Origin of the sequence: Janthinobacterium sp. SUN026 (assembly GCF_030397625.1) — a bacterium.
Taxonomy (GTDB): Bacteria; Pseudomonadota; Gammaproteobacteria; order Burkholderiales; family Burkholderiaceae_D; genus Janthinobacterium; species Janthinobacterium kumbetense.
The window spans coordinates 160821-183452 of the sequence record NZ_JAPQNU010000001.1 but is presented as its reverse complement, the minus strand read 5'-3'; the positions used below and the strand labels follow the sequence as shown (position 1 = coordinate 183452).

17 protein-coding genes, 1 tRNA gene and 1 pseudogene are annotated in these 22632 nt (G+C 63.9%); 13 read left to right on the top strand and 6 right to left on the bottom strand.

The genetic code is table 11. From position 1 onward, the window contains the following. Positions 1 to 35 precede the first annotated feature (35 nt). The 3 genes from OX459_RS00910 (at position 36) to OX459_RS00900 (ending at position 3362) form a co-directional block, all read left to right on the top strand. The gene (locus tag OX459_RS00910) at positions 36 to 305 is read left to right on the top strand and encodes a type B 50S ribosomal protein L31 (protein ID WP_034746247.1); all 270 of its coding nucleotides are present in this window, start codon (positions 36 to 38) and stop codon (positions 303 to 305) included. Positions 306 to 457: 152 nt separating this feature from the next. Then, positions 458 to 2182, top strand: a complete 1725-nt coding sequence (locus tag OX459_RS00905) for a glycosyltransferase (protein ID WP_289903356.1) — start codon at positions 458 to 460, stop codon at positions 2180 to 2182. Between the two features lie 199 nt (positions 2183 to 2381). After that, on the top strand, positions 2382 to 3362 hold the full coding sequence (locus OX459_RS00900; protein ID WP_289903355.1) for a choice-of-anchor A family protein: 981 nt from the start codon (positions 2382 to 2384) through the stop codon (positions 3360 to 3362). 74 nt (positions 3363 to 3436) lie between these two features. Here the strand turns inward: OX459_RS00900 and OX459_RS00895 are convergent, their stop codons facing one another. Continuing rightward, positions 3437 to 5116 carry an AMP-binding protein gene (locus OX459_RS00895; RefSeq protein ID WP_289903354.1) on the bottom strand — a complete coding sequence of 560 codons (1680 nt, stop codon included), beginning with the start codon at positions 5114 to 5116 and terminating at the stop codon, positions 3437 to 3439. A gap of 132 nt (positions 5117 to 5248) precedes the next feature. Here OX459_RS00895 and OX459_RS00890 point away from each other — a divergent pair, with 132 nt between their 5' ends. The 3 genes from OX459_RS00890 to OX459_RS00880 all read left to right on the top strand — a co-directional run bounded on the left by OX459_RS00890 (position 5249) and on the right by OX459_RS00880 (position 9444). Then, on the top strand, positions 5249 to 7612 hold the full coding sequence (locus OX459_RS00890) for a DNA polymerase II (protein ID WP_289903352.1): 2364 nt from the start codon (positions 5249 to 5251) through the stop codon (positions 7610 to 7612). 274 nt (positions 7613 to 7886) lie between these two features. Beyond that, positions 7887 to 9203: a hypothetical protein gene (locus tag OX459_RS00885; protein WP_152282894.1), complete on the top strand. Its 1317-nt coding sequence runs from the start codon at positions 7887 to 7889 to the stop codon at positions 9201 to 9203. A 154-nt stretch (positions 9204 to 9357) separates the two neighbouring features. Further along, positions 9358 to 9444, top strand: a tRNA-Leu gene (locus OX459_RS00880). 63 nt (positions 9445 to 9507) lie between these two features. Here OX459_RS00880 and OX459_RS00875 read toward each other — a convergent pair. The 3 genes and pseudogenes from OX459_RS00875 to OX459_RS00865 all read right to left on the bottom strand — a co-directional run. After that, positions 9508 to 9594, bottom strand: a pseudogene (locus OX459_RS00875) (GNAT family N-acetyltransferase); the annotation flags it as partial. 8 nt (positions 9595 to 9602) lie between these two features. Further along, entirely contained in the window at positions 9603 to 10181 is a 579-nt protein-coding gene (locus tag OX459_RS00870; protein ID WP_289903350.1) for an NnrU family protein, read from the bottom strand. Between the two features lie 68 nt (positions 10182 to 10249). Further along, positions 10250 to 10642, bottom strand: coding sequence for an Imm10 family immunity protein (locus OX459_RS00865; RefSeq protein ID WP_077408640.1), 393 nt, complete (start codon positions 10640 to 10642; stop codon positions 10250 to 10252). A gap of 147 nt (positions 10643 to 10789) precedes the next feature. On the opposite strand from OX459_RS00865, the gene OX459_RS00860 reads away from it, so the two are divergent. From OX459_RS00860 to OX459_RS00850, 3 genes are all read left to right on the top strand, one after another. Continuing rightward, complete coding sequence (locus OX459_RS00860) at positions 10790 to 11206, top strand: GNAT family N-acetyltransferase (RefSeq protein ID WP_251350158.1); 417 nt, start codon at positions 10790 to 10792, stop codon at positions 11204 to 11206. Between the two features lie 7 nt (positions 11207 to 11213). Beyond that, positions 11214 to 11960, top strand: a complete 747-nt coding sequence (locus OX459_RS00855; protein WP_289903348.1) for a M56 family metallopeptidase — start codon at positions 11214 to 11216, stop codon at positions 11958 to 11960. 64 nt (positions 11961 to 12024) lie between these two features. Next, on the top strand, positions 12025 to 12525 hold the full coding sequence (locus tag OX459_RS00850) for a hypothetical protein (protein ID WP_034780522.1): 501 nt from the start codon (positions 12025 to 12027) through the stop codon (positions 12523 to 12525). Between the two features lie 3 nt (positions 12526 to 12528). Here OX459_RS00850 and OX459_RS00845 read toward each other — a convergent pair whose 3' ends face one another. Then, on the bottom strand, positions 12529 to 13335 hold the full coding sequence (locus tag OX459_RS00845; protein ID WP_289903347.1) for a class I SAM-dependent methyltransferase: 807 nt from the start codon (positions 13333 to 13335) through the stop codon (positions 12529 to 12531). Positions 13336 to 13632: 297 nt separating this feature from the next. On the opposite strand from OX459_RS00845, the gene OX459_RS00840 reads away from it, so the two are divergent. From OX459_RS00840 to OX459_RS00825, 4 genes are all read left to right on the top strand, one after another. After that, positions 13633 to 17001, top strand: a complete 3369-nt coding sequence (locus OX459_RS00840; RefSeq protein ID WP_289903346.1) for an MHYT domain-containing protein — start codon at positions 13633 to 13635, stop codon at positions 16999 to 17001. Beyond that, on the top strand, positions 16998 to 18011 hold the full coding sequence (locus OX459_RS00835; RefSeq protein WP_289903344.1) for an HD domain-containing phosphohydrolase: 1014 nt from the start codon (positions 16998 to 17000) through the stop codon (positions 18009 to 18011). The genes OX459_RS00840 and OX459_RS00835 overlap by 4 nt, the downstream gene beginning before the upstream one ends. 312 nt (positions 18012 to 18323) lie before the next feature. Next, positions 18324 to 19160, top strand: a complete 837-nt coding sequence (locus tag OX459_RS00830; RefSeq protein WP_099666390.1) for a universal stress protein — start codon at positions 18324 to 18326, stop codon at positions 19158 to 19160. Between the two features lie 69 nt (positions 19161 to 19229). Then, positions 19230 to 20099: a hypothetical protein gene (locus tag OX459_RS00825; RefSeq protein ID WP_289903343.1), complete on the top strand. Its 870-nt coding sequence runs from the start codon at positions 19230 to 19232 to the stop codon at positions 20097 to 20099. Positions 20100 to 20152: 53 nt separating this feature from the next. Here OX459_RS00825 and OX459_RS00820 read toward each other — a convergent pair whose 3' ends face one another. Next, entirely contained in the window at positions 20153 to 22471 is a 2319-nt protein-coding gene (locus OX459_RS00820) for an NADP-dependent malic enzyme (RefSeq protein WP_099666388.1), read from the bottom strand. Positions 22472 to 22632 lie beyond the last annotated feature (161 nt).

Sequence of the window (22632 nt, the reverse complement as noted above, 5' to 3'; positions counted from 1 at the left end):
AAGTGCTGTTTGGCTACCAAACTAGAGAGAAGACCATGAAAGTCGATACCCATCCAGAATACCGCGAAGTTGTTTTCCACGATCTGTCGTGCGATTTCAAATTCGTTACCCGCTCGACCATCCAAACCCGCGAAAAAATCACCCACGACGGTAAAGAATACCCACTGGTGAAGATCGAGGTTTCGGCTGAATCGCACCCATTCTTCACGGGCAAGCACAAAATCGTCGATACCGCCGGTCGCGTCGAGAAGTTCCGTCAGAAGTTCGGTTCGGTTGGTTCGAAAACCGCAGTCGCAGCAGGCTAATTTTTGCCGCTTTGCGGCAAAAAAGGGCAGCTTCGGCTACCAGAGAAAAGGCAGCTACGGCTGCCTTTTTTGTCTTTGGCCGCTTTACTTTATACTCGCGCATACCCGACGCCATTCGTCGCGTCTTGCCACTATTCTGATACCGATTATCGATGAAGCCAGTCCGCCTTCCCGCCGCCGCCACACTCGCGCTGCCACGATGGGCCTTGTTTGCGCTTGGCCTGCTGTACATCCTGCCTGGCCTGATTGGCCGCGAACCGTGGAAGAACGATGATGCCGCCAGTTTCGGCATCATGTGGACCATGGCGCATGGCGGCCTGAACGACTGGCTGTGGCCCAACGTGGCCGGCCTGTCGCTGCCCGATGAAGGTCCGCTGGCCTTCTGGCTGGGCGCCATTTTCATCAAGCTGTTCGGCTGGATTGACGGCGACGTCTTCGGCGCGCGCATGTCGACCATCGGCATCTTCGTCGTCAGCACCCTGTCCGTCTGGTACACCGCCTTCAACCTGGGACGCCGCAGCGACGCCCAGCCGCTGCGCCTGGCCTTCGGCGGCCAGCCCGAGCCGGACGACTTCGGTCGCACCCTGGCCGATGCCGCCGTGCTCATCTACCTGGGTTGCCTGGGCCTGCTGCAGCACAGCCACGACATCACGGCCGAAGCGCTGTACGTGTCCCTGATGGCCTATTTGCTGTACCGCGCCGTGCGCTACATGGAAGGCCCGTCCGTGCGCAATGCAGCCCTGCTGGGCCTGGCGATGGGCGGCCTGGCCCTGGCGCGCGGCTGGATCACGCCGGCGGCGCTGAGCATCGCCTTGCTGCTGTGCACTATCTTCCTGCGCCTGCCGTTGCTGCGCAGCATACGCCACCTGGCGCTGGCCATCCTGATCGGCATCGCGCTGACCCTCGTCTGGCTGCTGCCGGGCGAATGGCTGCTGCCGTACGGTCATTCGCCGCTGCACGCCTGGATGGAGTGGAATTGCCGCCAGTTCAGCGCTCCGAGTCTGAAAAGCGTGCAGTATTTCTTGCGTGTCGGCATCTGGTTCTTCTGGCCTGCATGGCCTTTCGCCGCCTGGGCCGTGTACGCCTGGCGCCGCCAGCACCACGTGCTGCACATCGTCGTGCCGCTGACTTTTGTTGCTATGTTGGCAATATTGGGCCTGTGCCATCCCGATCCCGACCCGAGCCAGTTGCTGCCCCTGCTGCCGCCGCTGGCCGTCATGGCCGCGTTTGGCTTGCTGACCATGAAGCGGGGCGCCATCAACGCCATCGACTGGTTCTCCGTAATGGTGCTGACCATCTGCGCCCTCGCGCTGTGGCTGTTCTGGTTTGCCATCCTGACCGGCTGGCCGCCAAAACTGGCGCACAACGCCCTGAAACTGATGCCAGGCTTCAAGCCCGAACTGGACTTGCTGGCCTTCTTCGTGGCCGCCTGCGCCAGCGCGGGCTGGGTGGCGCTGGTGCACTGGCGCATCTCGCGCCAGCCGGCCGTGCTGTGGCGCGCCGTGGTGCTGTCGTCCGGCGGCCTGATCCTGATCTGGGTGCTGATCATGACCCTGTTCCTGCCGCCGCTGAACTACAGCAAGAGCTACGCCAGCGTGGCGCACCAGATTTCCATCCACCTGCCGCCGGGCAGCAAGTGCATCAACAGCAACGTCGGCGCTGCCCAGCGCGCCTCGTTCGCCTACTTTGGCCACTTGCCGTTTGCCAGCGTGGGGCAGCAGGAATGCGATGTGTTCCTGTTGCAAGACAGCATCAAGGTTCCCGACAGCAAGGAACAATTGCCCGAGCACCACGGCGCGGACTGGATCAAGCTATGGGAAGGGCGCCGCCCCACGGATGACGTGGAACGCTTCCGCCTGTACCAGCGCGTCAGGTAAGCAGCAAAAAAACCGGGCCTGGCCCGGTTTTTTTATGTCCGCAAGCCAATCACTGCCGACAGCAAAAGTGTTGCTTTTAAATATAGTTAATTACCTAAATTGAACTAGAATTGCTTTTTATATTATAATGATGGCTTGCGCGATGGCGGTGTCTTGCTTTCCCGCCCTATTCGTCCCCCAATTCACCATAAGGCTGTCCATGAAAAAATTTGCCACACGTACCTTGCCGCTCATCAGCGCCGCCCTGTTCGCCTTCTCCTTCAGCGCCTCGGCCCAGGCCACCGTGATTGACCTCGGCGTCGCCAACGGCTACTCGGCCTTCATCTTCGGCAACATCGGCAGCAGCAACGCCAGCGGCTTTACCAGCGTCAGCGGCAGCTTGGCAGCCGGCGGCAATATCTATCTGGAAGGCTACAGCGTCGGCACGAACAAGAAGCCGGGCAGCGCCGCCAACACGCTGGTCGCAGGTAACAACCTGAACATCGGCGGCGGCAGCATCAACGGTACGGGCGTATATGGCGTGAGCAATGCCAACGGCACCGTGACGGCCCCATCGTGGTACCCAACGGGCACCTTCAGCAAGGGCAATGCCTCCACCCTGGACTTTGCAGCTGCCCAGCAGCAACTGACGACCCTGTCGGGCGATGTGGCCAAGCTGCAATCGAACGGCACCGTGATTTCGCAATACGGCGGCTTCAAGCTGGTAGGCGACATCAACGCCGACGTCAACGTCTTCACGATCAATGCAAACGACCTGCATAACCTGAGCCTGGACGTCTCGTCGCTGAAAAGCACGGCCAGCATCATCATCAACGGCACCGCCACCAACATCACCATGAGCGGCGGCTTCGACAATTTCGGCAGCTTCGCAGACCGTACGCTGCTGAACTTCGCCAATGCCACCACCACCAGCCTGAACAACGTCGGCATCAACGGCAGCATCCTGGCGCCGAACAGCGCGTTTTCCGGTTCGGGCAGCATGAACGGCACCCTGGTCGCCAATTCGGTCAGCTCGATCAATTATGGCCACGTCTCGATGAACGGCGCCGGCTTCAACACGGTGAGTGTCTCGGCCGTGCCGGAACCAGGCACCTACGCCATGCTGCTGGCCGGCCTGGGCTTGCTGGCCTTCGTGCGCCGCCGCACGCCAGCGCGCGCACCGCAAGCCGCGATGGCCTGAGCTTTACGCTGAATCCATAAAAAACACCGGGCCGCGCGAGCGTCCCGGTGTTTTTTTATACGCTGGCGAAAGACTTAGTCCCCGCTCAGCCCCAGATCCGTCGCCACCTGCTTGCGCAACAGGTATTTCTGGATCTTGCCCGTCACCGTCATGGGGAATTCCTCGACAAAGCGCACGTAGCGGGGAATCTTGTAATAGGCGATCTGCCCATCGCAAAAGGCGCGGATGTCGTCGCTGGTGGCCTGCGTGCCCGGACGCAAGATGATGCAGGCGCATAACTCTTCACCGTACTTGGCATCCGGCACGCCCACGCATTGCACGTCGAGCACGCTGGGGTGGCGGTACAGGAATTCCTCGACTTCGCGCGGATAGATGTTTTCGCCGCCGCGGATGACCATGTCTTTCGAGCGGCCGACGATGCTGCAAAAGCCGTTGGCGTCGATCACGGCCAGGTCGCCCGTGTGCATCCAGCGCGCCGCATCGATGGCCTCGCTGGTTTTTTCTGGATCGCCCCAGTAACCCTGCATCACGGAATAGCCGCGCGTGAGCAATTCGCCCTTTTCGCCGCGCGGCACGATGCGCCCTTCCGCATCGACGATTTTCACTTCCAGGTGCGGATGGACGCGGCCGATGGACGACACGCGCATTTCGCGCGGGTCTTCGATCGCCGTCTGGAAACTGACGGGCGACGTTTCCGTCATGCCATACGCAATCGTGATTTCCGCCATGTGCATCAATTCGATGACCCGCGTCATGACTTCCATCGGGCATGGCGAACCGGCCATGATGCCGGTGCGCAAATTCGACAGGTCGTATTGCTTGAAATCAGGATGGTCGAGGATGGCGATGAACATGGTCGGCACGCCGTGCAGCCCCGTGCAGCGCTCGGCCTGCACGGTGTCCAGCACGGCTTTCGGGTCGAAGCCTTCGCCGGGAAACACCATGGCCGCGCCATGCGTGACGCAGGCTAGGTTGCCCAGCACCATGCCGAAGCAGTGGTACAGGGGCACGGGAATGCACAAGCGGTCCTGTTGCGTCAGGCGCATGGCTTCGCCGATGAAGAAACCGTTGTTCAGGATATTGTGATGCGTCAAGGTGGCGCCCTTGGGCGCGCCCGTGGTGCCGGACGTGAACTGAATGTTGACGGCGTCGTCAAACTGCAAGGTCGCGCTCACTTCTTCCAGGTGCGCCAGGTCGGCGTCGGTAATGCCGTCCATCAAGGCGTCGAAGTTGTGCATGCCGGGGGTGGCGGCCGCGCCCAGGCGGATGACGTGGCGCAATTGCGGCAAGCGCGACGACTGCAGGGCGCCGGCGCGCGAACGGGCGATTTCCGGCACCACATCTTGCACGATGGCCAGGTAATCGCTGGACTTGAAGCTGGGTGACAGGATCAGCGCGCTGCATTGCACCTTGTCGAGCACGTATTCGAGTTCCGAACGCCGGTAGGCGGGGTTGATGTTGACCATGATCAAGCCGGCTTTCGCCGTGGCAAACTGCGTCAGCACCCATTCGGCGCAGTTCTGCGACCAGATGCCGACCCGGTCGCCCGGCTGCAAGCCCAGCTTCAGCAAGCCGGCGGCCAGGCGGTGCACGCGCTGCTGGAATTCCAGATACGTCCAGCGCACGTTCTGGTGCGCCACGATCAGGGCGTCGTGCTGGCCGTAGCGGGCGGCGATGCCGTCCAGGTAAGCGCCTATCGTTTCGCCGATCAACGGCGTCTCGTGGGCGCCGTGTACATAACTCATTGCTTGCATGCTGTCTCCAGGGTAATGGCGCGACGCGCTCTTCTTATGGTCATCGACTACAAAAATTATAGCCGCAACCGCCCCCGCCCTGCACCGGCTTGCTGTAATGTGCAGGCCAGCACACCCGACATTCACGGCACCATGACAGGCAACACGCAGCACCCGCCCGAACAGGGCTTCATCCTGACCCGCCACTGGCGCGACACGCCCGCCGGCACGGAGGTCGATTTCTGGCTGGCAACGGATGCCGGGCCCCGCCACGTGCGCCTGCCCGTGCAGACAGCCGTCGCCTTCCTTCCCATGGAGCAACAGGAACAGGCGCAACAGCTGCTGCGCGGCGAGCGCCACGCGGAACTGCGTCCCCTGTCGCTGTGCGATTTCCACCATCGCCCCGTGCTGGGACTGTACTGCAAGCAATACCGGCATTTGCTGAAGCTGGAAAAGCAGCTGCGCGCACACGGCATCGATGTGTATGAAGCGGACATCCGCCCGCCCGAGCGCTATCTGATGGAGCGTTTTATTACGGCGCCGGTGACATTCAGCGGAGAAACACTGCAGGAAGTGCAGCTGAAACCGGCGCCCGGCTACCGTCCCGCATTAAAACTGGTATCGCTCGATATCGAGACGACGGCCCATGGCGAGCTGTATTCGCTGGCCCTGGAAGGCTGCGGCCAGCGCCAAGTCTACATGCTGGGCCCGCCAAACGGCGTCGACGGGGAACGCGACTTCGACCTCGAATACTGCGACTCGCGCGCACAGATCCTCGAACGCCTGAATACGTGGATGGAGCGCCACGATCCGGACGCCATCATCGGCTGGAACCTGGTGCAGTTCGACTTGCGCGTGCTCAAGCAACATGCTGAGCGTTATCAAGTCCCGTTGAAGCTGGGACGGGGCGGCGCCGTGATGGAATGGCGCGAACATGGCGGCAAGCAGGAACACTATTTTGCGGCCGCCGCGGGCCGGCTGATCATCGACGGCATCGAAGCGTTAAAATCGGCGACGTGGAATTTTTCCTCATTCAGCCTGGAAAACGTGGCGCAGACCTTGTTGGGCGAAGGCAAGTCCATCGACAATCCCTACCAGCGCATGGCCGAGATCGACCGGCGTTTCCGCGAAGACAAGCCGGCGCTGGCGCGCTACAACCTCAAGGATTGCGAGCTGGTCACGCGCATCTTCGCCAAGACCGAGCTGCTGACCTTCTTGCTGGAACGGGCCAGCGTGACGGGCCTGGCGGCCGACCGCAGCGGCGGCTCCGTGGCCGCCTTCGAACATTTGTACTTGCCGCTGATGCACCGGCAGGGTTACGTGGCACCCAACCTGGGCGATGTGTCCGGCGAAAACAGCCCCGGCGGCTTCGTCATGGATTCGCAGTCGGGCCTGTACGATTCCGTGCTCGTGCTCGACTATAAAAGCCTGTACCCGTCCATCATCCGCACTTTCCTCATCGATCCCGTCGGCCTGGTGGTGGGCACCAGCGGCGATGAGGCCGACACCGTGCCCGGCTACCGGGGCGCGCAGTTTTCGCGTGTGAAACATTGCCTGCCGGCTATCGTGAAACAGGTGTGGCAGGGCCGCGAGATAGCCAAGCGCGAGCGCAACGCGCCGCTGTCGCAAGCCTTGAAAATCATCATGAACGCGTTTTACGGCGTGCTGGGCTCCAGCGGCTGCCGCTTTTTCGACCCGCGCCTCGCTTCGTCGATCACCCTGCGCGGCCACGACATCATGCACCGCACGCGGGAACTGATCACGGAACAGGGTTATCAGGTGATCTACGGCGACACGGATTCCACCTTCGTGTGGCTGAAAACGGCACATACGGATGAAGAGGCGGGCAAGATCGGCCGCGCCCTGGTGACGCATGTGAACGCCTGGTGGGACCAGCATCTGCGCGAGGAATTCGGCCTGGAAAATGCGCTGGAACTGGAGTTCGAGACGCATTACCGGCGTTTCCTGATGCCCACCATCCGCGGCTCGGAGGAAGGCAGCAAGAAGCGCTACGCGGGCCTGGTGGGCAAGCCCGACGGCAGCGAGCAGATGGTCTACAAGGGCCTGGAAACCGTGCGCAGCGACTGGACGCCGCTGGCGCAGCAATTCCAGCAAGCCTTGTACCTGCGCATCTTCCAGCGCGACGCCTACCAGGACTATGTGCGCGACTACGTGGCGCGCACGGTGCGCGGCGAATTCGACGCTTTATTGGTCTACCGCAAGCGCCTGCGCCGCCCGCTCGACGATTACCAGCGCAACGTACCGCCCCACGTGCGCGCGGCGCGCACGGCCGACGCCTACAACCTGGCGCAGGGCCGGCCGCTGCAATACCAGAACGGCGGCTGGATCAGCTATGTCATCACGGTGGCGGGGCCGGAACCGCTGGAAACGCAGCGCTCGCCCATCGACTACCACCATTACCTGACGCGCCAGCTGCAGCCGGTGGCCGACGCGATATTGCCCTTCCTGGGCGACGATTTTTCGCGCCTCGTGTCCGGGCAGCAGGATTTGTTTTAGATCAATTTTACTGACCAGCATGACAAAGCTGAGGTAATATCGGCGCCTGCCGGGCTTATCTGCCCCTGCCCAACAGGCGCTGTGCGCCGCGGCAGCGTAAAATACGCCATGGCGAAAGAATAAGAGCTGCACGAAGAAGAAGATGCCATTCCAGACGAGAATCGTTCGCAACAGGATTTTCCACGCTGAAATGGCGCATAATTTCACACTATGTTGAACCAGCGGGCGGCGCGTTTAGCCGTCTGCCCCGCTAATTTTTGAATGAATTGATACCATGACCGAGATCACGTCCTTAAGAGACATCCCGCAAAAAAATATCTTCCGCAAGGGCGACACCTTTGTGCTGTTCGGCGAGCTGTTCGGCCGCGGCTATGTGAATGGCTTGCTGGACGAAGCACGCAAGGCGGGCATGAATATCGTCGGCATGACGGTCGGCCGCCGCGATGAAAACATGGCGCTGCGCCCGCTGAACGCGGAAGAGCTGGCCGAAGCCGAAGCCAACCTGGGCGGCCGCATCATCAATGTGCCGCTGATGGCCGGTTTCGACCTGGACGCGCCAGCCGGCGAACCGACCCCGACGGCCCTGCTGGCCGACATGACCCTGAAAAGCTGGCAAGAAGACAAGCTGGACTGGGCGCAGATCGAACGCTGCCGCGAAGCCGGCATCGCCCGCTTCAGCGCTTCCGTGGCGAAAGCCATGGCCGAGCTGGACAGCCTGATTCCTGACGGCAGCAATGTGTATTTCGCCCACACCATGGCTGGCGGCATTCCGAAAGTCAAGGTCTTCCTGGCCATTGCCAACCGCATCTACAAAGGCCGCGGCGAGCGCTTCATGTCCTCGCGCGCCCTGCTCGACAGCGATCTGGGCAAGCTGATCCTGATGAACTTCGACGAAGTCACGGCCAACACGCTGCAACACCTGATCGACGGCAGCGCCGCCATCCGCGCCCGCATCGAGCAGACGGGCGGCCAGGTGCGCTACAGCGCCTACGGCTACCACGGCACGGAGATCTTGATCGACGGCAAGTACCAGTGGCAAACGTACAGCAACTACACGCAAGGCCTGGCCAAGATGCGCCTGGAAAACGTGGCCAAGGCCGCGTGGGAAAAAGGCATCAAGGCGACCGTCTTCAACTGCCCGGAAATCCGCACGAATTCGTCCGACATTTTCGTCGGCGTGGAACTGTCGCTGTTCCCCCTGCTCGACGCGCTGAAAAAAGAAGGCGGCGCAGCCTGGGCCGAAGAGCAATGGAAAATCTGCCAGGGCTTGCTGGAAGACGGCGTTTCGCTGCAAGACTTGCTCGACCGTATCGCCGCCTACAACGGCGACGCCACCAGCGTGCAATTCCGCAACTTCGCCGCCTGGCCGATGGACAACACGCCAGAGCTGGCCGAGGTCATGATCGGCACCTCGGACGACATCACCAAGCTGCACAAGGACCGCAAGGAACTGATCACCGACCACCTGAGTTCCTTGGTCCTGGAAGGCACGGGCCCGCTGATGTTCCACGCCATGTCGGAGCCGCAAGCGCCCGTCGTCTGGCTCAACCACGACATCATCGCGCGCCAGCTGAACTCCGTGCATAACTGATTCCAGCATCGCCGCAGCCTGACCACGCCGTCCCCGGTTCGCGCCCGGGACGGCGTTTTTCATGCAAGGACGGTGCCCGATAAATGGGCTAAACCGTTTGCCAAGCGAAAAACTTGCCGGATCACGATAAATCAGTGATAATGCGTCTCGCGTTGCCGGGATGGCGGAATAGGTAGACGCACGGGACTCAAAATCCCGCGCTGGAAACAGCGTGCCGGTTCGATTCCGGCTCCCGGCACCACAGAACACGTTTTAGCTATATATTAGAACCCGCCCATCGCCAGATGCTGCGGGTTTTTTTGTATTAGCGCCACAGCCTTGCTTCCAGCCCCGCTTTCACCGCCCCCCACTCCGTATCGATAATGCTGAAACGCACGGAATTGCGCTTGCGCCATCCGCCTATCCAAACGGCCGCACGCCAAACAGCACGCCGTGCAGCCAGAACGCCAGCAGCAGCCACAGCGCGCAGCCCGCGCCGACCGCGATCAGGGTGCCTGCCATGGTGCCGCCCTCGTACGCCACGCCGGCCGCGCGGTCGCGTTGCACGGCGGCATAAAGATCGACTGACGACCAGACGAGAAAGCCGCCGAACAGCAGCACGTCGGCCACATTGCCGTTGGCCAGCAGATGCGCCACAGCCCAGAATTGCGTGCCCAGCAGCATGGGGTGGTGCACCAGGGTCTTGATATGGTTGCGCGGCACATTGGCCGCCGCCAATAAAATCAGCGAGAACAGCATCAGCAGGGCACTGATGTGGCGCAAGCCCACGGGCGGCGACCACAGCACTTGCGGCTGCTGGCGCGCCAGGGCGTAGCCCCAGATGATCAGGCCCAGCCCCACGAACGCCACGAGCGAATACAGGCCCTTCCAACGCTTTTCGCCGAGGCGCGCCAGCTGGGCGCTGCGCCAGCCGTCAGCGACGATGCGCACCGAGTGCAAGCCCAGGAACAGCAGCAAACCGAGTATCAGCACCGTCATCGTCCACTCCCCAGTCCATATCCTCTATCCAGCATACCCGACATCATGGCCGGTGCCGTCCACGCAGATCAACGTTCTTCGCGATAGTAGTCGCAGCCCTCGAACGTGGTGCGCAGCGCCTGCTGCAGCTGGGCGTAGCGCTCCGGCGTCAAGTTGAAACGCACGTCGATCTGGCCGTCGTCGTCCATCTGCATGGCGGCCTCGGCATCCATCTGCACGGACAAACGGTTCGGATGCAGGATCACGGCGTGCATGTGGCCGTACCAGGCAAATTCCTGGCCGCCATATTCGATGTAGGGCTCGTCCATGCCCATGGCCACGTCCTGCTCGTCATACTCGTCGGCGCGCTGCAGCATCAGGTAGACGGGCTCGCCTTTGCCGGCTGGCGCGGCCAGGGTGGTGATCAGGGCGTCGTCTTCATTGATGACGGACAACTCGGTGGCGGTAAATCCTGCGGACATGGCGTGCTTTCAACAAATATGGGGATGGCGCCACCATAGCGCAAAAGCGGCACGGACGACATAGGGCGCGATGAATAAAACCTGCCGTCACGGAAATCCATCGCCGCCTATAATTGTTGCTCCAAACTATTTCTACAGGAGACCGCCTTGACCGCAGCATCGCCCTACACCACCCGCCTGGCCATCCCTTCCATCGCCACCTACCAGCACCTGCGCGTCGCCGCCGGCCTGAGCGCGAAAACCAAGGATGCCGCGGCCAGGGGCTTGCCGAATTCCCTGTTTGCCGTGCAAGTGCTGCATGGCGACGAGGTGGTGGGCATGGGCCGCATCATCGGCGACGGCGGCTGTTTCTTCCAGGTCGTCGATATCGCCGTGCTGCCGGCCCACCAGGGCAAGGGATTGGGCAAGCTGATCATGCGCGAAATCCGCCAGTTCATCGATCGCGACGTGCCGGAAAGCGCGTATGTCAGCCTGATCGCCGATGGCCAGGCGCAAGACCTGTACGCGCAGTTCGGTTTCAAGCACACGGCGCCCGCCTCCGTCGGCATGGCGCTGAAGCGCTAGGCGCCCGATGCCGGCCTGGCTGCTGTGCACCATGGCGCTGGCGCTGCTGTTGAGCGCCGCCGCCTGGCGCGCCGAGCGCACGCAGCAAAGGCGCGGGCGCGCGACGCGCTGGCTGTGGCTGGCGGCCATCGCCGCGTCCGTCCTCCTGCCCCTGGCATGGCTGCCCGGCGTGCTGGCGGCCATGCCGGCGGAACAGGCGCAGCTGAAACTGGGCTGGTTCATGCTATCGAGCGGCATGTTGATGCTGCTGGCGCTGCGCAGCGTCTGGCTGCTGTCGCACCAGCGGCGCTGGCAGAAAACATCGTTGCTGGGCACGCCCGTCTTCCTGAGCGGCGGCATCGGTCCCTGCGTGGCGGGGCTGCTGCGGCCGCGCATCGTGATGCCCGTCTGGCTGCGATTGATTTCGTCCCAGCAACAAGCGCTGCTGCTGGCGCACGCCCAGTGCCGGCTGGCCGCGCGCGACCCGCTGCTGCTGGCCGCGGCGTACGCCTTGATTATTCTCATGCCGTGGAATGTACCCCTGTGGTGGCAGCTGCACCGGCTGCGCTTTGCCATCGAAGTCGATTGCGACGCGCGCATGCTGGCGCAGGGCCACGCGCCACGCGACTATGCCATCGTCCTGCGCCAGCACGGCCAGTATTATTCGGGCTTGACGGGCGCCTCGCCCATCGTGCTGAACGACCCGCACGCACTGCGCCGGCGCCGCCGCCTGATGGCCAGATTTACCCGGAACCAGGCGGCGAACTTGCTATAGTAGCGGCAACGCCGCGCAATGCGCCCGCGCCACCGGCTTCCCCTTCAGAAATCAGAGAGATACCATGCTTTACCTGCTTGCCATCGTGATCGTCATCGCCCTGCTGTACTACGTCTTCAGCGGCCGCACGCCCGCCAAACCGCTGCACAAGCCGCTCATGTCGGTGCGCCAGTATGTGCCGGCGATTCCTGCGGGCGCACCCGCGCATCACTGGACCGATGAGGGGCGCTTTGCGTCGGAAGTGGAAAACGAATCGATGTACCAGCCCGCCATCGCCAAACTGGCCGGCGAGCATGGTCCCGGCAATGCGGAAGAGAAATGCCTGGCCCTGCTCGTCTGCGACGATGCCAACCCGTTCCAGGACAAGGCCATCGCCGTCTTCATCGACGGCCAGCTGGTCGGCTACCTGTCGCACAACGACGCGCTGCGCCTGCGCCGCAACCTGGGCCGCATGGATCTGGTGGGCCAGCTGACCTCGTGCGACGCCGTCATCCGCGGCGGCGGCCTGTGGAATGGCAAGCGCCTGTCGTATGCCGTCTGGCTGGACTTGCAGCCCTACAACTAAAAGCTATCCCGCGCGCGCCAGCCTGACGGCGCGCGTGGCGATAAAACTGGGCAGGTATTTTTCAATTTCAAAGCGCGGGTGGGGATGCATTTCCTCGTGGTAACCCGCCAGCATGAAGCCCGCCGCCAGCTGGCCGCCGATCTGGCTATCCAGGCCGTGGCCAAAGATCAGTGCCTCGCCCCTTTCCATGCGCGCCGCCAGCGCATCGGCGTCCATATCCTCCACATCCGAATACGGCAGCACGAAACGCGGCCGTATCAAGCCCTGTTTTGCCCATTGCGGGTCGCGGTCACCGATGAACACGGCCGGGTTGAAGAAACTGCTCAACAGCACGCCACCGTCCGCCAGCACGCGCGCGCATTCGCGCCACACGGGGGCGATATCGGGCACGTACTGGTTCGACACGGGATGGACGATGGCATCGAAGCTGGCGTCGGCGAAGCAGGCCAGGTCGCGCATGTCGCCCTGCACGGTGATTAACTGCAAGCCGTCGCGCTCGGCCACCATGCGGTCTTGCGCCAGTTGCTGCTCAGACAGATCAAAGACGGTCACATGCGCGCCGGCGGCCGCCAGTACGGGCGCCTGTTGCCCGCCGGCACCGGCCAGGCACAGGATGCGCTTGCCACGCACGTCATCCAGCCAGCCGGCCGGCAAGGGGCCGGGCGTCAGGTGGATGAGCCACTGTCCGGCGCGCGCCGCCGCGATGGTGGCGCTGTCGACGGGCTGCGACCAGGGACTGTTCCGGGTCGCCTGGGCATCCCAGGCTTGCTGATTATGCCGCAAGAAGTTGTTACCTAAAGGCATCGTCATCCTTTCAGAAAAAAGCAGGACGCGAATGTAGCATGACGTCCGGCAAGACGTCGCACTTTGCAAAAAAACCACACAATTCCTGATGGAAACTTCTTCGCCCGCACCGCCATTCCCTTGGTGCGGCGAGGCCTGCGCCCCACTTTTTCGCCTGCGCACGGCTTGCACGACAGAGAAAATAATTACAAATAAGATATTTGTTTCCAGAAATCTGGTAAGGTCATTTGCATCGGCCACCCGCAGCGATGGCCGGCCCCGATCCTGTTTTCAGCGCCACGACGCTCTATTTGCCTGCCCACGATGATACCTGCCAGCGTCCAGCACCTGTTCCACCTTCCCGCCGATCCGGCCCAGCTGCACCACGGCCAGCATGCGCCGGGCCTGGTGCTGCTGTCGCTCGTGATCGCCATTTTCACGTCGTGGATGGCGTTCCAGATGACGGCGTACAGCCGCGCGCAGGCGAGCATCAGCCGCCGCTTGCACTTGCTGTGCCTGCTGGCCGGCAGCCTGGCGCTGGGCTGCGGCGTGTGGGCCATGCATTTCATCGGCATGCTGGCCTTCGAGCCGGGCACCAGCGTCGCCTACGATCCGGGCCTGACCTTGCTGTCCATCGTGCCCAGCGTGGCGGCCTCGTTCGTGGCCCTGGCCACCATCAGCCGGCGCGCCGTCACGGCGCCGCTGCTGCTCAGGAGCGGCTTGCTGGTGGGCCTGGGCATCGGCGCCATGCATTACACGGGCATGCACGCCATGCGCATGGGCCTGTCGCTGCGCTACGAGCCGCTGCTGTTCGCGCTGTCGCTCGTCGTTGCCGTGGCGCTGGCCACCGTGGCCCTGTGGATACGCTTCGGCCTGCGCGGCTGGAGCGGCCGCGTGTCTGCCTCGCGGCGCACCTTGATCAGCGCCGGCGTCATGGGTTGCGCGATTGCCGGGATGCATTACATGGGCATGCAAGCCGCCCGCTTCGTGGGGACAATTCCCCCAGGCAATGATGCCGATGCCAACCGGCCCATGCTGGTGATCAGCGTGACCCTGCTGACCATCGCCCTGACGATCCTCGTCGCCTCGGCCGTGGGCATCTTGCGCTACCGCGAACTGTTTCGCCACCTGAACCAGAGCGAACACTGGACGCGCTCGCTGTTGACGAGCACGGTCGACGGCGTCATCACCATCGACCGGCATGGCGGCATCGTCGACTTCAACGGCGCCGCCGAGCGCATCCTCGGCTGGCGGGCGGCGGAAATTGTCGGCCGCCACGTCAGCCTGCTGGTCAGCGACGTGCGCCAGTCGGAACAGCAGGGCCTGCTGCACTACCTGCGCACGGGCGAAGGCGAGGCGGTCCACACCAGCGAGGAAATCGTCTACCTGCGCAAGGATGGGGTGCCGGTCGCCGTGCAGCGCTCGATGGCCAGCGCGCGCCTGGCCGACCAGGATTTATATGTGCTGTTCATTACGGACATCAGCGAACGGCGCGCCATGCTGGCCGCCCTGCGCGAAAGCGAGCAGCAGTTGCGCTCGCTGATCGGCAATCTGCCCGGCATCGCCTTTCGCTGCACCACGGCGGAAAACCAGCCCATGCTGTTCATCAGCGACGGCGTGGAAGCCATCACCGGCTATCCGCCCGCCGACTTTCTCGGCGCGGCGCCCCGCCGCACCATCACGGGCCTGATCGCCAGCGAAGAACGCGCCTACGTCATCGACGTCTTCAACCGCAGCGTCGCCAGCGGCGAGCCCTACCTGCTCGAATACCGGCTGCTGCATGCCGACGGCACGGCGCGCTGGCTGTGGGAGCGGGGCACCGTCGTGCATGACGCGGCAGGCGCCGTGCGCTGGGTCGACGGCGTCATCCTCGACATCAGCGAACGGCGGCAAATGGAGGAAGACTTGCGCATGGCCAAGGAAAAAGCGGAGCTGGCGGCCGCCACGCGGGCCAGCTTCGTCGCCAACATGAGCCATGAAATCCGCACGCCGATGAATTCCATCCTCGGCTTTACCGATGTGCTGCTCGACTCGCCGCTGGCGCCCGAGCAGCGGCGCCACCTCGATACCGTACGCCAGTCCGGCCGCTCGCTGTTGCGCCTGCTCAACGAAGTGCTCGATACTGCCAAGCTGGACAAGGGCGCCGTGGCGCTGGAATTGCGCGACTACAGCCTGCTGGCGCTGGTCGACGAACTGGCGTCCACGTATGGTATCCATGCGCGCGCCAAGGGCTTGCGCATGGAGGTGCAGTACGACCCGCAACTGCCGGCCATGCTGCATGGCGACGAATTGCGCATGCGGCAAGTGCTGGGCAACCTGCTCGACAACGCCATCAAGTTCACGCCCGGCGGCGTCGTCAGCCTGGCGGCGCGCCGCGACGATGGCCAGCTGCACCTGCTGGTGCAGGACAGCGGCATCGGCATCCCCGCGGAACGGCGCGACGCCATTTTCGATCCCTTCGTGCAAGCGGACGCCTCGACCACGCGGCGCTTCGGCGGCACGGGCCTGGGCACCACCATCAGCCGGCAGTTGGTGACCCTGATGCAGGGGCGCATCTGGGCCGATGCCGCCTTGCCGCACGGCAGCGTGTTCCACGTCATGCTGCCCTTGCTGCCGGCGCGCCAGGCGGCGCTGCCCGCCAGCGAACGGCGCAGCGTGCGCCTGCCGCCCCTGCGCGTGCTGGCCGCCGACGACGTGCCGCAAAACCTGGAACTGCTGAGCTTACTGCTGGGCAAGCGTGGCCACACGGTGGTCACGGCCGGCGATGGCGCGCAAGCCTTGCAGCTGGCGCAGCAGGATGACTTCGACGTGCTGCTGCTGGACTTGCAAATGCCGCACATGGATGGCCTGGCCGCCACGCAAGCCATCCGTGCCGCCGCCCTGCGCGACGGACGCCCGCGCGTGCCCGTGATCGCCATGACGGCCAGCGTGCTCGAGGCGCACCGCAAGGCGGCGCGAGCGGCCGGCATGGACGGTTTCGCCACCAAACCCGTCGAATGGCAGGCGCTGGCACTGGAAATCGCGCGCGTGCTGGGCCTGGCGGCGGACCCGGCCGACGATAGCCTCGCACCGCCCCCCGCTGGCGGACGGGTGCTGCACCATGCGGGCGCCCTGCAGCGCTGGGCCGGCAACGACAGCGCCTACCGCGCGGCGCTGGCCCGTTTCGGACGCGAGCATCCGCGCCTGCCTCCCGCCCTGCTGGCCGCCATCGAAGCGCGCGACCACGCGGCGCTCTTGTCGCACAGCCACCAACTGCGTGGCGTGGCCGCCAACCTGGGACTGGAGCAACTGGCCGCCAGCCTGGCGGCGCTGGAGCAATGCTGCGCCGGTCCCGGTCCCGGTCCCGGTACCGCTCCCGCCACGGCACTGCAGCTCGACGAGATCCTGGGCGCCCTGCTGACGCAATGGCCGGCGGCAACGGCCGCCATCGCCCGGCTGGCGCCGCCTGCCTTGCCGGCGGCTACGGCGGCGGCCATCGACGCGCCCGCCGTCCGGCAAGCGGCCAATGCCCTGTTAAGCGCCTTGCGGCGCGGCGAACTCGACGACGCGGCGCAAGCACAGTTGCAGCACGCCATGGGCGCGCAAGCGGACGAGCTAGCGCCGCTGCTGCATGCCATCGACGACTTTGATTTCCCCCTGGCACAGTCGCTGCTGCACGACTTGCTGCACACCTACGCCCCGGAGTCCCCATGAATGCACCAGCCAGGCCCGTGATTCTCATCGTCGACGATGAGGCGGCCAATTTGCAATTGCTGCGCCAGATCTTGCAGAACGACTATGCGCTGCTGTTCGCCAAGGATGGCGCGCGGGCGCTGGCACTGGCGCAGCAGGAGCGCCCGGCCCTGATCCTGCTCGACGTGATGATGCCCGGCATGAGCGGCCACGACGCCTGCCGCCAGTTGAAGGCCGCGCCGCTGACGGCCGCCATTCCCGTCATTTTCGTCACGGCCCTGAACGACATGCGCGACGAACTGAGCGGTTTTGAAGCGGGCGCCGTCGATTACATCACCAAGCCGCTCAGCCCCGCCATCGTGCGCGCCCGCGTGCGCACGCACCTGTCGCTGGTACGCATCGATGAATTGAAGGAAACGCGGCTGCAGATCGTCCAGCGCCTGGGCCTGGCGGCCGAATACAAGGACAATGAAACAGGCTTGCACGTGATCCGCATGAGCCATTACGCGCGCCTGCTGGGCGTGGCCGCCGGCATGGACGAGGCCGCCGCGGACGACCTGCTGCACGCGGCGCCCATGCACGACGTGGGCAAGATCGGCATCCCCGACCGCATCCTGCAAAAGCCGGGCAAGCTCGACGCGGACGAATGGACCATCATGCAGACGCACGCGCGCATCGGCGGCGACATCATCGGCGAACATGCGGAAGGCGGCATGCTGGCGCTGGCGCGCGCCATCGCCGTGTCGCACCATGAAAAATGGGATGGCAGCGGTTACCCGAACGGCTTGGCGGGTGAAGCGATCCCGCTGGCGGGGCGCATCGTCGCCGTGGCCGACGTGTTCGACGCGCTGACCTCGGTGCGCCCGTACAAGCGCGCATGGTCGGTGTCGGACGCCGTGGGCTATCTGCAGGCGCAACAAGGCAGCCATTTCGATGCGCGGCTGGTCGACCTGTTTGTCGGGGAACTGCCCGCCATCGACGCCATCCGGCTGCGCTGGGCAGAGAAAGCGGAACACCACGCGCCCGCTTGAAGAGTGAACTCCCGCCACGGCCAGCGTTGTTGCGTCACACAAGCAAGTGCCGGACAGATGGCGCCGGCGCCGATGCAGACCACTGGAGGGGCCAGGAGTTCAATGCCATTATGGCTGGCGCTGGGGCGGGCATTTTGATGCACATCAAACAGCTTGCAAATTCCTGGCTGCGCACTTGCAGATGGCCCTGACCTCTCTTTTTTTGACTTACATCAAGCCCAGCATAAGAAAAGCCCCGGCCAGCACGGCAATGCTGGACTTGCCCGTGTTGCCGTTCTAGCCTTGTTGCCATCCTGACTACCGAGTGACAACATGGCTTACAAATCCATCCTCGTCCACGCCGACCTGTCGCGCCATGCGCCGCAGCGCATCGCCATCGCGGCGCGGCTGGCGCACGCGCACCAGGCGCACCTGATCGGCGCCGCCATGACGGGCATGTCGCGCTTTACCCTGGAAAACAACCGCGGCATGCGCGGCGGCGCCGTGGCGGCGCAGATTTCAGCCTTGCACGGGCAAGCGGAACAGGCGCTCGACCAGTTCGAGACGCTGGCGCGCCAGGCCGGCGCCGCCTCGCTCGAGCGCCGCCTGATCGAAGACGACGAGGATGGCGGCATGGCCGTCAGCGCCCGCTACAGCGATCTGACGGTGCTGAGCCAGCACGACGACAGCGAAGCCTTGCCCGGCGCCATGAGCGACCTGGTGCCCTACGTGATGCTGAACGCGGCCCGTCCCGTGCTGATCGTGCCGCGCAGCGGCCAGTTCGCACAAGTGGACAACACGGTGGTGGTGGCCTGGGATGGCAGCATGGAAGCGACGCGCGCCATCGGCCACGCCTTGCCCCTCTTGCGCGCGGCGCGCCTGGTGGTGCTGGCCCTGCTGCATCCGCCGGTCGGCCACGCGCAGCCGGCGCGCCATCCAGGCGCCGACATCGCCGCCTACCTGAGCCGCCATGGCGTGCCCGTCGAAGTGCGCCCGGCCGTCGCCACGGGCGACATCGGCGCGGCGCTGCTGGCCATGGCCGCCGAAGTGCATGCGGACTTGCTGGTGATGGGCGGCTACGGCCACGCGCGCTTCCGCGAAATCCTGCTGGGCGGCGTGACGGAAACCGTGCTGCGCCAGATGACCTTGCCGGTGCTGATGGCGCACTGACACCAAGCGCGCTCCATGTCGTTGCACAATGGGTATACTTGCCTGTTTATCCATATCAAAGCAATGTACATGAACCAACAACTCCTCAATTGGGGCAATAGCCTGGTGCCGTTCGGCGGCGAACTGCTGTGGTCCGCCCTGCCGTGGATGCTGCTGTGCAGCGCGGCCGGCTTCGTGCTGGCGCTCGGCATCTGCTACCAGCTGGCCAGAAAATGCCTGCTGGTGCGCCGTCCCCGCGCCTGGCATGTGGCCGCCAAGCTCAGCTATGTGCTGATCCTGCTCGCGCTGCCGCTCCTCGGTGCCGGATTTGGCGCCGTGCACAGCGTGCACCGCGTGGTCAACCAGGCCCTCGAGCGCGACTTGCAGCCCGTGGTCGAAGCGCAGATGCCGGCGCTGCGCGTCTACCTGGAACAGCAGGTCAAGCTGATCGCCCCGGGCCAGCCCATCAGCGTGCGCAGCCTGCTCGAACCGTTCGTGCAAGGCATGTATTACCAGCCCACGTCCAGCAGCTACTGGGAACGCAGCAAGGCGCGCTGGATCAATGAATTCATTCTGCGCCGCGGCAGCGTGCTGCTGACGCAGGTGCTGCAGGAACAGCTGATCGCCAGGGTCGGCCTGCTCGGCGAAGCGCTCAAGGGCGCCAACTTCCGTGGCCAGGCGACGGGCGAGCTGGCCGCGCTGGGCACCGACCTGGCCGTGCGCCTAACCACCGACGTGGCGCGCCATGCCGACTTCAGCAAACTCGACAAGTCAGTGCCGATGATCTTCATTGACGCCATCAAACGGCAAGCCGGCGCCTATTTCAATTCGCTCAAGATCACGCTGGGCCTGTTCGCGCTGGCGGCGCTGCTGCTGGTATGGGGCGAGATCATGCTGTACCGCCATTACTACCTGCGCCGCCATCCGCCCGCCGCGGCCCTGCCCGTGTCGCCCATGTAAAAAAAGCCGCGCCTCCTTGCGGATGGCGCGGCTATCAGGCGGCAGCTAACAGCTTAGGCTTTGCGCTGTGCCACGGCGTCGACGACGCACAGGGCCGTCATGTTGACGATGCGGCGCACGGTGGCCGATGGCGTCAGGATGTGCACGGGCTTGGCGCAACCGAGCAGGATCGGACCGACGGCGATGCCGTTGCCGGCCGCCGTCTTCACCAGGTTGTAGGCGATGTTGGCCGATTCGATGTTCGGCATGACGAGCAGGTTGGCGTCGTTCTTCAGTGCCGAATTCGGCATGATTTTCTGGCGCAGCTTGCTGTCGAGGGCCGTATCGCCGTGCATTTCGCCGTCGATTTCCAGGTCCGGCGCGCGTTCCTTGATGATGGCCAGCGCGGCGCGCATCTTTTGCGCCGAGGCGCTGTCGCTGGAACCGAAGTTCGAGTGCGACAGCAGGGCCGCGCGCGGCGACAGGCCGAAACGGGTCATCTCTTCGGCGGCCATGATGGTGATCTCGGCCAACTGGTCGGCGTCCGGGTTTTCATTGACGTGCGTGTCGACCATCACCAGCTGGCGTTCCGGCATGATCAGCACGTTCATGGCGGCGTAGACATTGCTGCCGGCGCGCTTGCCCAGCACCTGGTCGATGTATTTCAGGTGCAGTTGGGTGGTGCCGAAGGTGCCGCAGATCATGCCGTCGGCGTCGCCCTTGTGGATCATCATCGAACCGATCAGGGTGTGACGGCGGCGCATTTCCAGTTTAGCGTATTCCTCGGTAACGCCTTTGCGGCTCGTCATGGCGTAGTACGTATTCCAGTAATCGCGATAGCGCTCGTCGAAGTCCGGGTTGATGACGTCGAAATCGACGCCTTGCTTGAGGCGCAGGCCGAACTTCTGGATGCGCGCTTCGAGCACCGGTGGACGGCCGACCAGGATGGGGCGCGCCAGTTTTTCATCGACCACCACTTGCACGGCGCGCAGCACGCGCTCTTCTTCGCCTTCGGCGTAGACGATGCGTTTGAGTTCGGCCGGCGTGGATTTGGCCATCAGGAAAAGCGGCTTCATGAAGGTGCCGCTGCGGTAGACGAATTGCTGCAGGCTGTCCGCGTACGCTTGCAAGTCCTTGATCGGACGCGTGGCGACGCCCGAATCCTCGGCCGCCTTGGCGACCGCCGGCGCGATCTTGATCAGCAAACGGGGATCGAACGGCATCGGGATCAGGTATTCGGGACCGAACGACAGGTTGCTGATGCCGTAGGTGGTGGCCACGATGTCCGACTGCTCGGCATGTGCCAGGTCGGCGATCGCGTGCACGACGGCGATTTCCATCTCGCGCGTGATGGTGGTGGCGCCGCAATCGAGGGCGCCGCGGAAGATGTATGGGAAGCACAGCACGTTGTTGACCTGGTTCGGATAGTCCGAACGGCCCGTGGCGATGATGGCGTCGCTGCGCACGGCCTTGACTTCTTCCGGCAGGATTTCCGGATTCGGGTTGGCCAGCGCCAGGATCAGCGGGTTCGGCGCCATCTTGCGCACCATGTCTTGCTTCAGCACGCCGCCGGCGGACACGCCAAGGAAGATGTCCGCGTCCGGGATGATCTCGGCCAGGGTGCGCAGCGGCGTGTCTTGCGCGAAGCGTTCCTTGTCCGGGTCCATCAGTTCCGTGCGGCCCTTGTAGACGACGCCGGCCAGGTCGGTGACGTAAATGTTTTTCAGGGGGAAGCCCAGGTCGACGATCAGGTCCAGGCAGGCCAGCGCCGCGGCGCCCGCGCCCGACACGACCAGCTTGCAATCCTCGATCTTCTTGCCGACGGCTTTCAGGCCGTTCAGGATGGCCGCGCCGACGATGATGGCGGTGCCGTGCTGGTCGTCATGGAAGACGGGAATCTTCATGCGGTCGCGCAGCTGGCGCTCGATGTAGAAGCACTCGGGCGCCTTGATGTCTTCCAGGTTCACGCCGCCGAAGGTCGGTTCCAGCGAAGCGATGATGTCGACCAGCTTGTCCGGGTCCATCTCGTTGATTTCGATGTCGAAGACGTCGATGCCGGCGAACTTCTTGAACAGCACGCCCTTGCCTTCCATCACCGGCTTGGCGGCCAGCGGGCCGATATTGCCCAGTCCCAGCACGGCCGTGCCGTTGGTGATGACGGCCACCAGGTTGCCGCGCGCCGTATATTTATAGGCATTCGCCGGATCGATGACGATTTCTTCGCAGGGAGCGGCCACGCCTGGCGAGTAGGCCAGCGCCAGGTCGCGCTGGTTGGTCAGTTGTTTGGTCGGCGTCACGCTGATTTTGCCGGGGCGCGGGCACTCGTGATACTCGAGTGCGGCCAAGCGCAATTGTTGACGCAATTCTTCTTTTTTATCAGATGACGAATCCATGCTGTGCTGCCTTCCTGTTTGGTCGATCGGGTGTTCCGGATTTTATCAGACCGATTCTTTCAATTAGCTAGGTATTTTCCGCTAGCCACAGTCTGATATCACGAAAACGCATAACCTAGCATTGTAAGGCCGTGCGGCGGCACAAACGTCCTGAACAGGAA

What these genes read in the sequence shown, in the direction of transcription:
- OX459_RS00910 (WP_034746247.1), top strand. Translation starts at nt 36, where the DNA reads ATGAAAGTCGATACCCATCCAGAATACCGCGAAGTTGTTTTCCACGAT.
- OX459_RS00905 (WP_289903356.1), top strand. Translation starts at nt 458, where the DNA reads ATGAAGCCAGTCCGCCTTCCCGCCGCCGCCACACTCGCGCTGCCACGA.
- OX459_RS00900 (WP_289903355.1), top strand. Translation starts at nt 2,382, where the DNA reads ATGAAAAAATTTGCCACACGTACCTTGCCGCTCATCAGCGCCGCCCTG.
- OX459_RS00895 (WP_289903354.1), bottom strand. Translation starts at nt 5,116, where the DNA reads ATGCAAGCAATGAGTTATGTACACGGCGCCCACGAGACGCCGTTGATC.
- OX459_RS00890 (WP_289903352.1), top strand. Translation starts at nt 5,249, where the DNA reads ATGACAGGCAACACGCAGCACCCGCCCGAACAGGGCTTCATCCTGACC.
- OX459_RS00885 (WP_152282894.1), top strand. Translation starts at nt 7,887, where the DNA reads ATGACCGAGATCACGTCCTTAAGAGACATCCCGCAAAAAAATATCTTC.
- OX459_RS00870 (WP_289903350.1), bottom strand. Translation starts at nt 10,181, where the DNA reads ATGACGGTGCTGATACTCGGTTTGCTGCTGTTCCTGGGCTTGCACTCG.
- OX459_RS00865 (WP_077408640.1), bottom strand. Translation starts at nt 10,642, where the DNA reads ATGTCCGCAGGATTTACCGCCACCGAGTTGTCCGTCATCAATGAAGAC.
- OX459_RS00855 (WP_289903348.1), top strand. Translation starts at nt 11,214, where the DNA reads ATGCCGGCCTGGCTGCTGTGCACCATGGCGCTGGCGCTGCTGTTGAGC.
- OX459_RS00850 (WP_034780522.1), top strand. Translation starts at nt 12,025, where the DNA reads ATGCTTTACCTGCTTGCCATCGTGATCGTCATCGCCCTGCTGTACTAC.
- OX459_RS00845 (WP_289903347.1), bottom strand. Translation starts at nt 13,335, where the DNA reads ATGACGATGCCTTTAGGTAACAACTTCTTGCGGCATAATCAGCAAGCC.
- OX459_RS00840 (WP_289903346.1), top strand. Translation starts at nt 13,633, where the DNA reads ATGATACCTGCCAGCGTCCAGCACCTGTTCCACCTTCCCGCCGATCCG.
- OX459_RS00835 (WP_289903344.1), top strand. Translation starts at nt 16,998, where the DNA reads ATGAATGCACCAGCCAGGCCCGTGATTCTCATCGTCGACGATGAGGCG.
- OX459_RS00830 (WP_099666390.1), top strand. Translation starts at nt 18,324, where the DNA reads ATGGCTTACAAATCCATCCTCGTCCACGCCGACCTGTCGCGCCATGCG.
- OX459_RS00825 (WP_289903343.1), top strand. Translation starts at nt 19,230, where the DNA reads ATGAACCAACAACTCCTCAATTGGGGCAATAGCCTGGTGCCGTTCGGC.
- OX459_RS00820 (WP_099666388.1), bottom strand. Translation starts at nt 22,471, where the DNA reads ATGGATTCGTCATCTGATAAAAAAGAAGAATTGCGTCAACAATTGCGC.